The sequence below is a fragment of the Vibrio sp. S12_S33 genome (assembly GCF_963889785.1).
Classification (GTDB): domain Bacteria; phylum Pseudomonadota; class Gammaproteobacteria; order Enterobacterales; family Vibrionaceae; genus Vibrio; species Vibrio aestuarianus.
In genome coordinates this window covers 1-9,496 of the sequence record NZ_CAWPQZ010000069.1, presented here as the reverse complement: position 1 = coordinate 9,496, position 9,496 = coordinate 1, and the positions used below count along the sequence as shown (strand labels likewise).

The 9,496-nt window shown below is 40.0% G+C and carries 9 protein-coding genes; 8 read left to right on the top strand and 1 reads right to left on the bottom strand.

Going from position 1 to position 9,496, the window contains the following annotated elements; genetic code table 11:
* Positions 1-270: 270 nt before the first annotated feature.
* The 4 genes from AACW06_RS18155 to AACW06_RS18135 all read left to right on the top strand — a co-directional run bounded on the left by AACW06_RS18155 (position 271) and on the right by AACW06_RS18135 (position 3,851).
* Entirely contained in the window at positions 271-918 is a 648-nt protein-coding gene (locus AACW06_RS18155) for a glutathione S-transferase family protein (RefSeq protein ID WP_176310717.1), read from the top strand.
* A gap of 134 nt (positions 919-1,052) precedes the next feature.
* Positions 1,053-1,628 carry a hypothetical protein gene (locus tag AACW06_RS18145; RefSeq protein ID WP_192076153.1) on the top strand — a complete coding sequence of 192 codons (576 nt, stop codon included), beginning with the start codon at positions 1,053-1,055 and terminating at the stop codon, positions 1,626-1,628.
* Positions 1,629-2,309: 681 nt separating this feature from the next.
* Positions 2,310-3,260 carry a DUF2971 domain-containing protein gene (locus AACW06_RS18140; RefSeq protein ID WP_192076152.1) on the top strand — a complete coding sequence of 317 codons (951 nt, stop codon included), beginning with the start codon at positions 2,310-2,312 and terminating at the stop codon, positions 3,258-3,260.
* A gap of 153 nt (positions 3,261-3,413) precedes the next feature.
* Positions 3,414-3,851, top strand: coding sequence for a hypothetical protein (locus tag AACW06_RS18135; protein ID WP_080608900.1), 438 nt, complete (start codon positions 3,414-3,416; stop codon positions 3,849-3,851).
* Between the two features lie 868 nt (positions 3,852-4,719).
* Here the strand turns inward: AACW06_RS18135 and AACW06_RS18125 are convergent.
* The gene (locus AACW06_RS18125) at positions 4,720-4,854 is read right to left on the bottom strand and encodes a hypothetical protein (RefSeq protein ID WP_272956768.1); all 135 of its coding nucleotides are present in this window, start codon (positions 4,852-4,854) and stop codon (positions 4,720-4,722) included.
* Positions 4,855-5,098: 244 nt separating this feature from the next.
* Between AACW06_RS18125 and AACW06_RS18120 the strand changes: the two genes are divergently transcribed.
* The 4 genes from AACW06_RS18120 to AACW06_RS18105 all read left to right on the top strand — a co-directional run bounded on the left by AACW06_RS18120 (position 5,099) and on the right by AACW06_RS18105 (position 9,187).
* Positions 5,099-5,851 (top strand): SDR family oxidoreductase, encoded by a 753-nt coding sequence (locus AACW06_RS18120; RefSeq protein WP_113795313.1) that lies wholly within the window; start codon positions 5,099-5,101, stop codon positions 5,849-5,851.
* A gap of 146 nt (positions 5,852-5,997) precedes the next feature.
* On the top strand, positions 5,998-6,876 hold the full coding sequence (locus AACW06_RS18115; protein ID WP_192076151.1) for a HEPN domain-containing protein: 879 nt from the start codon (positions 5,998-6,000) through the stop codon (positions 6,874-6,876).
* Positions 6,877-7,572: 696 nt separating this feature from the next.
* Positions 7,573-8,115 (top strand): HNH endonuclease, encoded by a 543-nt coding sequence (locus AACW06_RS18110; RefSeq protein WP_094182976.1) that lies wholly within the window; start codon positions 7,573-7,575, stop codon positions 8,113-8,115.
* Between the two features lie 157 nt (positions 8,116-8,272).
* Positions 8,273-9,187 (top strand): DUF2971 domain-containing protein, encoded by a 915-nt coding sequence (locus AACW06_RS18105; RefSeq protein WP_192076150.1) that lies wholly within the window; start codon positions 8,273-8,275, stop codon positions 9,185-9,187.
* Positions 9,188-9,496 lie beyond the last annotated feature (309 nt).

The window sequence follows — 9,496 nt, the reverse complement described above, 5'->3', positions numbered from 1 at the left end:
GGGGAATGGACTTCTTTATAATTCCGATCCGATTTCATCATCAGAAGTTAGTCAACAAATCAGTGACAATGTCATTGAGGCAGTATTACAAAAAATTTGTGGTGCAAAAAACACATAACAAACAATTCAAGTGGATTCTCAACGCGTGGCAGTTTTACTATGCGTCAGGTAAAGTGTCTTACGGTGCAATGCAGCGACTTGGTCAGTGCGTTGTTCACCACTTAATTGGGCGTTATGAGTATTCGCTAGTTTCTAGATAAGGAGTCAATTTTGTTTAAGCTCTACTACTATCCGAACAATGCTAGCCTAGCTCCTCATTTCTTGCTTCATCACCTAAATGCAAGTTATGAGCTATTGTTGGTCGATAAAAAATTGAACTCACAGAAATCAGCAGATTATCTAAGGCTCAATCCAGCCGGTCGCATACCTACGTTGGTGATCAATGACCAGCCAATTTTTGAAAGTCCTGCGATTTGTATTCATATCTGTGAATTGCACCCAGACTCAACGTTAATGCCTTCTATTGGTGACGCAAAACGACCTCTGTTTTATCAATGGTTAGCTTTTCTTAACAATACACTGCAAGCAGAACTCATGGTTCGCTATTATCCACACCGACATACCAACGATGAAGCTAGCATACCCAATGTTGTGTCTGCTCAAGATGATAGGATTGCTGATGCATTATCCATTATCGACAACCAACTTGAGCACCAAGAATATTTACTTGGCGATACGCTCACAGCATGTGATTACTTCTTATTTATGCTTGCTCTGTGGTCATTACCAATAAAAAGGTCCCCATTGACATTCAAGTACCTAGCAGCGTACTTGAAGCGACTTTGTTTAAATCCTACGATTCAGGCGGTTTGTGACATCGAAGGTATAGATATTACCCCTTTTAGATCATACTCATAACAAGGCGTTTAAGCGGGATTCATGCCGCGTGGCATTTTTGGTATGCGGTGATTTTTGTGGTGAAAGTGGTCTGCGGAAGGTTGGTTTAGGCGGCATTCACCCCTTAACGCGGCGTTAAGCGTATAGGAGTCATTTTGAGTTACGGGTACAGATTAAATGTAGAACAGCTTCTACTCAAAAATGCCAATAAGAGTTGGTTAGAAGCTACCAAACATTTGGTTTCAGTCAGGCACTCTGATCCTGAGACTGCAAAAGACATTACGCTAATGAGTCCAGCGTTCGATGATGAGAAAACAATATCTTTATGTATCGAGTCTGTTTTAGGTTGGGCTATAGCAACTGAAGCATTTGTTAACCTAGCCTGGCAAAATACTCCTAGCACTTCAGGGTTAGATGAAAAGCAATTCAGAGGCACAGTAGATAAAATTAAGTATCTCTGTAAAACAAACGAGATAAATTATGGCTCGTTAAAATGGCGTGATGATCTTGTAGAGTTGTTTAAGTTAAGAGACTACCTAGTACATTACAAAGATCCCATTACATACATTGGTTTTTCTTTTGCCCCAAAATATCAACGAGACTTTTGTAGTAAAAATATGGAAAGATATCAATCATCTGTAATGAGTCTAATGGAAGTATTAGGCGGAAAGTTAGGTATGGATATCTCTTTTCTAGCCGGGGAATTTGAGCTTTTCTATTACAGCGAATAACTTGAGAATACGCTTAACAAAGCATTTAAGACGGATTCGCAACGCTTGGCGGTTTTAGTGTAAATTCAGTTTTTGCGTTTTAAGTGGTTTGTCGAGGCATAGGTGCTTAGCGTCGCTCACCACTTAATGCGGCGTTAAGTGTTTTTAGAAATCGTCGTTATAATTAAGAGTGTTAATGCATAAAATTCTTCTTGATTTGGGAGTTTTTAGTATAGAATCCCGTTAACTAGAAACCATTTTATTGATGTGGTTATTGGTCGGCAAAATATAATTAATTTGGGTGCTTAAAGTGAATCTTAATGAAAAATCAAGGTTAGTATCTTTCCTCCTCACACTGTTCTTTGGACCGTTGGGTTTATTCTACTCTTCAATAGCCGGAGCTTTCGTTCTTTGTATCGTTGCCTTCTTTACTGCTGGTACAATCATTGTTCCTATTATCTGTTGGTTACTGGCTATAGGTATAGGTGATCATTGTGTTTATAAGCACAATTTAAATATTCAGCAAATCAAAGAACTGATGGTCAAATAAAAAGCACTTAACAAAGCGTTTAAGACAGATTCCCAACGCATGGCATTTTTCATTCTATCGTTGGGTTTCGTGTTTACGGTGGTATCGTTAAGTTTCGTGGTGGCGTTGCTCACTACTTAACGCGGCGTTATGTGCTTGGAGGGAAGTTTATAGTGCAGTGGTTTCAAGAATACAAAGAGTTGGTGTTTTCAAAAGAAACGTCAGTCGAAAAAATAGATAAGGCTATTCGCTTAAAGTTCGAGAATTTGCCTAAGTTTCTCTATAAATATCGATCAGTAGATGAGTACTCGCTCAAAAACCTAGAGGAAGATAGCATCTGGTTATCAGACCCTAGAAATTTCAATGATCCATATGATTGCTCGTTTAAGAAAAAAGATGAGTTAGACCCATATGATCCAACATTAATTTTAGATATGGCTTTTGAAGCAGGAATCATATCTAAGGAAGATCAAGAGTCAATTGATGCTATTTTAAATACTGACAACCCCATGACTAAGCTCATGGAACTGAGTTATCCTGACCGTCCGGAGTATGGCAAAACAATAGGTGATGCTTTAGCTGCTACAATAAAAAAGCGCGGGCTAGGCATGATTTCAGAACTTTCTGAAAACATGAAGCAAGCCTTTAAAGTGTGTTGCTTCTCGGAAGATCCTACATCAATTCTTATGTGGTCTCATTACGCTGATTACCATAAAGGCTTTTGTATAGCCTATGATTTCAGCGCTTTGGGTAATGATGATTTACGGACAAGAATGCTTTATCCCGCCATCTATTCAGAAAATATGTTCGATGCTTCAGGTATATTTTCTCAAGAAAAAACTATCAATAATATTTTGTACATAAATCAAGCTGCTCTTGTAAAAAGCCAAGAGTGGTCATATGAAAAAGAATGGCGTTTAGTCTTCAGTAATGGAATATTGCAGAAAGAGATGGGCTATCAGGTTCCCAAGCCTAAATATGTAATTCTCGGCACAAAGATAGCCAAAGATGATGCGGATAAGGTAATAGACATCTGTGAACGGAAAGGTATTGAAGTAAAGCAAATGCAAATGTCTCCAGTACTTTATAAACTAGATTATCACACAGCGAAACTTCGCACATAACAAAGCATTTAAGAGTGATTCCCAACGCATGGCATTTCTCATTCCATCGTTGGGTTCAGTGTTTACGGTGGTCTAGTTAAGTTTCGTGATAGCGTTGCTCACACCTTAATGCGGCGTTATGTGCTATGAGGTAATTAAAGGTATGGAGAACAAATGTCAGTTAGTTTAGCCACAGGTGTTACTTTGATCGATTTCATCAACAAGTCTTTGGAAACGTTAAAGTTAGTTCAACAAGATAAACCTGATTCTGTGGAGTTGCAGTTACATTTAGCAACGCTTACTCAGCAGCTTTCATTAACAATGGTTGAAGCTAGTCAGTTACATGGGATTTTAGCGCAAAAGAATGAAGAAATCAGACAGCTTACGCAGCGGTTAGATGAAAGGGTTAAAGTCACCTACGATTCGGAAACCGAACTATATTGGGCAGAGAATGATGATTCCCCGTTCTGTACAAAATGCTATGAAAGTGATGACAAATTAATACATTTGGTATATTCGGAGGCTAGTTTTACAAGTACACCAAATCCGCATTTTACTTGTAAAGTCTGCAAAACTTCGTATGACAAGGTTACTGAACGAGTTCGCACATAACAAGGCGTTTAAGAGGGATTCATGCCGCGTGGCATTTTTGGTATGCGGTGAGTTTTGGTGGTGATGGTGGTCTGCGGAAAGCTGGTTTGTACGGCATTCACCCCTTAACGCAGCGTTATGTGTTGGATGAGTTTTTGAGGTTAATTTTACGATTTCATTGAGAATTCGTTCTGTGTTTTCGGCAAGTTGGCTTGGTCGAAATGGATTCTTGAACAACCTGATATTGATCGTTTTTAAGGTTCTTGGGTTGCCTCAATTAAGTTTTGGATCTGGCTTGTGTTGAGTTTCGTCAGTTTCAAATCGCTTTAATTGAAATGCTTTTTTGACTGATTTACTTGCTGACATTCGGCTCTGAAAGTCTGGTGAAGTAAAAAGTTTAGCGGTTGCTGAAAGGGCGCTTTCTTTGTTGTTGATTCTGTAAGTGGTTTTCTTCGGCTAAGATCGCTGTGACATTTAGGTTTTGGTCAGCATCGTTTTTGTACGTAACTTATTCAAATATCTTCATTTCCACGGTGGTTTACTTTGAATTCATAGCTAAATTCACATAACAATCAATTCAAGTGGATTCTCAACGCGTGGCAGTTTTACTATGCGTCAGGTAAAGTGTTTTACGGTGCAATGCAGCGGCTTGGTCAGTGCGTTGTTCACCACTTAATTGGGCGTTAGCTGAGGTTAAGAAAAACTGTGAATTTAAGGTGGAAAGGCTTTGGGTTTCCTAGCTACACACCGGACAAATCTCAGCTTCTCAACTATCTCGCCAGTGGCACTTTTCGGGAAGTGTTTGAACTTAACGAAGTCTGCTTACGGGAAATGTTGTTTTTGTTAAGTTCATTGGCGTGGCTTCTTTGCTGTTGAAATTCATGAATGCCTAAATGCGTTTCGTGTGCTTTGTCGTTGGCTTTTTCGATAGAATTTTTTGCAAATTACCGAGTTCAGAAATGGTGATTTCCTCGGTCATTTCTTCTTTGCCAAGCGCATTTCGTGGATTAGGTTTTAATTTCACAGTTGTCTGTTTTACTTTGCCGTTTGAAAGCAATAATGTGTTTCAAATTAGGCATTTGGGCGTAATTTGCTAGCGAAAGTGCAGCAGCTAACTAGGCGTTTAAGACGGATTCCCAACGCTTGGGAGTTTCGGCTCTAGGCTGAGTTTTGTGTTTAAGGCGCAATGGTTTAGGATTGTGGTCGCGTTGCTCACCACTTAACGCAGCGTTATGCATTTCTCCAATTTCGAGACTCAAGGGTGATATATGAGTGAATCAAAAGTAGTTCTAGTCACCGGGGGTGGTAGAGGCATCGGTGCTGCCACTTCAAAGCTATTCGCTTCTAACGGCTATGCAGTTTGTATTAATTACAAGTCCAATTCGGCAGCGGCAGAAGCGTTAGCTCATGAAATTAGGTTAACAGGTGGTCAGTGTATTACGGTTCAAGCTGATGTTTCGAGTGAAGTTGAAGTATCAAGGCTATTTGCGAGAATCGATGATGAACTAGGTGCTTTGTCGGTGCTTGTTAATAATGCAGGTATTCTTCGCAAACAATCACGCCTCGAAGATATGACTGCCGACCGAATCAATACCATCTTATCTAATAATGTGACTAGTTACTTTCTTTGCTGCCGTGAGGCAGTCAAACGCATGTCTACACGTCATGGTGGGCATGGAGGTGTGATAGTGAATGTTTCATCGGGCGCATCTCGTTCGGGTTCGCCAAATGAGTATATTGATTACGCAGCGTCTAAAGGGGCAATTGATACGCTGACAAAAGGGTTATCTCTAGAAGTTGCCTCAGAAGGTATCAGAGTTAATTGCGTTCGCCCTGGGCTCATTTATACGGAAATGCATGCTGATGGTGGTGAGCCTGAAAGGATAGAGCGGTTAAAAAGTATTATCCCTCTCCAACGAGGAGGGCGTCCTGAAGAGGTAGCAGAAGCTATCTATTGGCTTTCATCGGAAAAGTCATCATTCTCTACGGGGAATTACTTAGACCTGTGTGGTGGGCTTTAAATGCATAACAAACAATTTAAGAGTGACTCCTAACGCTTGGCGAGTTTACTCCGGTTTGAATTTTGTGTTTATGGCGCAGTGATTTAGCTTGGGTGTTATAGCGTTGTCGCACCTTAATTGGGCGTTATGCGTACAGGCGAAAAACGATGATGAAGATGTTTGATAATAGTAACGTTTACCTAGGTATGTCGGGTGTCAAAATTAGTTTTGATGAGTTAGTTTTACCGAAAGGTGTCATTGCTAGGCATGCATACGCGCATTTTATGTCCCCTCATATGGTTGCGCTTGAATCACCAACTAGTGAGAAACTTGCTCCTTCTCCTTGGAAAACGGTAAGGGGCTCAGGTGACAAAATTGTCCATTGGGAGCTTGAAGTTGATTTAACTCAAAAGCCGGAGGGGGCTGAGGCATATGATTATGTAAAGACCATTGTTAGCCTTTTACGCTTGGGGCTATCACCTCAATTACATTGTTTTTTAATCTCATCGGTTTCATTTGCATCAAAAGCTGAGTTCAACGATAGCGATCCAGAAGTATCTTTATGGGAGACTAACCGGGTATTAGTCCTTAAAGGTGCAAATAACGAACTTTCTCAAGATAAGTTTGGTTGGATTGCAGAGAACTTTGAAAGGTGCATGGATCTTATTTATAGTCATTACGAGCTTAAATTAGCGGTAAGTTCTTTGGATGAAGTTCATTTTCAACAATCTCTTCCAATGAGTCTCGTATTATTGTGGGGGGCTTTAGAAGCTATTTTCACAAAAGACAAAGCAGAATTACGTTTTCGAGTTTCTGTAATGATCGCATCTTATCTTGAACCTGATGGTGGTGATAAAGCCTACCTATTATATAAAAAGGTCGCAAAGCTGTATAACGAACGTTCAAAGGCTGCGCACGGTGACAATTCAGTAAAGCAGGAAACCTTGTTACAAACATATGAGCTTTTATACAAATCTGTAGAGAAAATGTTTGAACAAAACTCGGTTCCAACGAAAGAAAGCCTAGAGCGAAGCTTGCTGGGGTAAGTACGCATAACAAAGCGTTTAAGACGGATTCCCAACGCTCGGCATTTTCGTCTTTCTTCATTTTAAGTGTTTATGTCACAATGGGTTAGGTGAGGTGGTTGGCGTTGCTCACCACTTAACGCGGCGTTATGTGTTGGATGAGTTTTTGAGGTTAATTCTACGATTTCATTGATAATCCGTTCCGTGTTTTCGGCAAGTTGGCTTGGTCGAAATGGATTCTTGAACAACCTGAGATTGATCGTTTTCAAGGTTCTTGGGTTGCCTCAATTGCGTTTTGGATCTGGTTTGTGTTGAGTTTCATCAGTTTCAAATCGCTTTAATTGAAATGTCTTTTTGACTGATTCACTTGCTGACATTCAGCTCTGAAAATCTGGTGAAGCAAAAAATTTAGCGGTTGCTGAAAGGGCGCTTTCTTTGTTGTTGATTCTGCAAGTGGCTCTCGTTGGCTAAGATCGCTGTGAAATTTAGGTTTTGGTAAGCATCGTTTTTGCACGTAACTTATTAAAATTTCTTCGTTTCTACGGTGGTTTACTTTGAATGCAGCGTGAAATTCACATAACAAACAATTCAAGTGGATTCTCAACGCGTGGCAGTTTTACTATGCGTCAGGTAAAGTGTTTTACGGTGCAATGCAGCGGCTTGGTCAGTGCGTTGTTCACCACTTAATTGGGCGTTAGGTTCTACAAGGAGATTTGAATGACTAAAAGGTCAGCAATACCAGCAGAAGTAAAAAGAGAAGTGCTAGTTGAAGCTGGGCATAGGTGCATAATTCCTACCTGTAAAGACTCTGCGAATATAGATTTACATCACATAGTACCTTGGGCAAAGTGCAAGGAACATAAGCCGGATAATTTAGTAGCCTTGTGCCCAAGTTGTCACAGGCTAGCCCATGACGGGACAATTGATAGAAAGTCACTTAAAAAGTATAAGGAAATAAACCAGAAGCTAATCAACCCTCCGATAAAGCATGAGGAAAGTGATGCGCTAGCATATATTAAGTTTGACCCTAATTCTGTCGTAAACATCATCGATGCAAAAAACATATCTTGTCTCATAGATAATGGAGTACTCGATTTCACATTCAACTTTGATAAGCCTTTCGAAGATGAGTCATATGTTATTGGTGCGCTCGGCGATGGGGTTGTTTCATTTAAAGTCATGTCCAAAACTTGTTCGTCGGTTCATCTTAAGTTTGATTCTCCATGCCCTCAATTGGTCAAATTGGAGTTTCAATATTAACGAACCTAACAAGCAATTTAAGAGGGATTCACAACGCTTGGCATTTTTGCTTCTACTTCAATTGTAGTGTTTACGGTGCAATGCTTTAGGTCGGGTGGTAGCGTTGCTCACCCCTTAATTGGGCGTTAGTTTTACCATTGAGTGCAGTGGAGTAAATATGAGTAAGATATATAAATACTTTGGTGAGGGCGTAATTGATTTAGTCTTTGCTAAAGACGATTTTTGTAATGTTAAGTGTTCATACCCAAAAGACTACAATGATCCTTATGAGCTATTTCTCTCTGTCAAAAGAGACCTGTTGCCGGAGCATATAGCTTTTTATAATGAAGTAATTAGTGAGTTACCTCAGTTTCCCACATCCTGTTTTTCTCAATCTCCGATTGCGTCTCCTATGTGGGCTCATTACGCAAACAACCATTCTGGTTTTGTGCTCGAGTTTGACTTGGAAAAACTACAAGAGAAGTTTGAGGGTAATCCAGTATGGGAAGTGAGTTATCGAACTGAGCCACATCCGAACCTGTCTCAAATATTGGCTAGGGCGGCTCAAACATTAAAGCCTCGTCATGTTAAAGAGTTACAAGATTATACTTTTGTTGAAGCATATTTTTCCAAATATGATGAGTGGAGCTATGAAAAAGAGGTCAGGTTTGTTGACACTCTGGGTGTGACAACAAAAATTGCTGAAATGGATATTTTAGAAATTCCAATGTCGTGTGTTACTAAAATACTAGTTGGACCTAGAGCAAGTGAAGAGTTTGTCTCGAAAAGTCTTGATGTGGCTAATGACAACGGAATAAGCTGGTTGAAACAGGTTATTGGAAAAAGTAACCCTAAGCCTTACTTCTTAGATGCAACTAAAGCAGCTTACCGTTTTGAAAATGGGGAATTAGCGCAAGCTGATAAACTTTGTATTTCTTGTACCGAGCCGCTTATAGATACAGATGATCAATGTCCTTGGTGTAGGGTAACTGATCAGCACGCTGAAAATGCCGCCATGAACAACCCATTCAGAATGCTAGAAAAGGCTGGTTTACTTGAGAAATATCTAAAAAATCAAGGTGCGCTAGGGTAAAACTAACAAAGCATTTAAGAGTGATTCCCAACGCTTGGCATTTTTCATTCCATCGTTGGGTTTTGTGTTTACGCTGGTATGGTTGGGTGTCGTGGTAGCGTTGCTCACACCTTAATGCGGCGTTATGTGTTTGATGAGTTTTTAAGGTCAAAGCTACGATTTTATTGAGAATTTGTTCTGTATTTTCGGCAAGTTGGCTTGGTCGAAATGGATTCTTGAACAACCTGAGATTTATCGTTTTTAAGGTTCTTGGGTTGCCTCAATTAAGTTTTGGATCTGGTTTGTGTTGAGTTTTATCGGCTTCAAATA

Bases quoted from the DNA above. Each gene is read 5' to 3' on its own strand.
- AACW06_RS18105 (WP_192076150.1), top strand. From the start codon at position 8,273: ATGAGTAAGATATATAAATACTTTGGTGAGGGCGTAATTGATTTAGTC.
- AACW06_RS18110 (WP_094182976.1), top strand. From the start codon at position 7,573: ATGACTAAAAGGTCAGCAATACCAGCAGAAGTAAAAAGAGAAGTGCTA.
- AACW06_RS18115 (WP_192076151.1), top strand. From the start codon at position 5,998: ATGATGAAGATGTTTGATAATAGTAACGTTTACCTAGGTATGTCGGGT.
- AACW06_RS18135 (WP_080608900.1), top strand. From the start codon at position 3,414: ATGTCAGTTAGTTTAGCCACAGGTGTTACTTTGATCGATTTCATCAAC.
- AACW06_RS18120 (WP_113795313.1), top strand. From the start codon at position 5,099: ATGAGTGAATCAAAAGTAGTTCTAGTCACCGGGGGTGGTAGAGGCATC.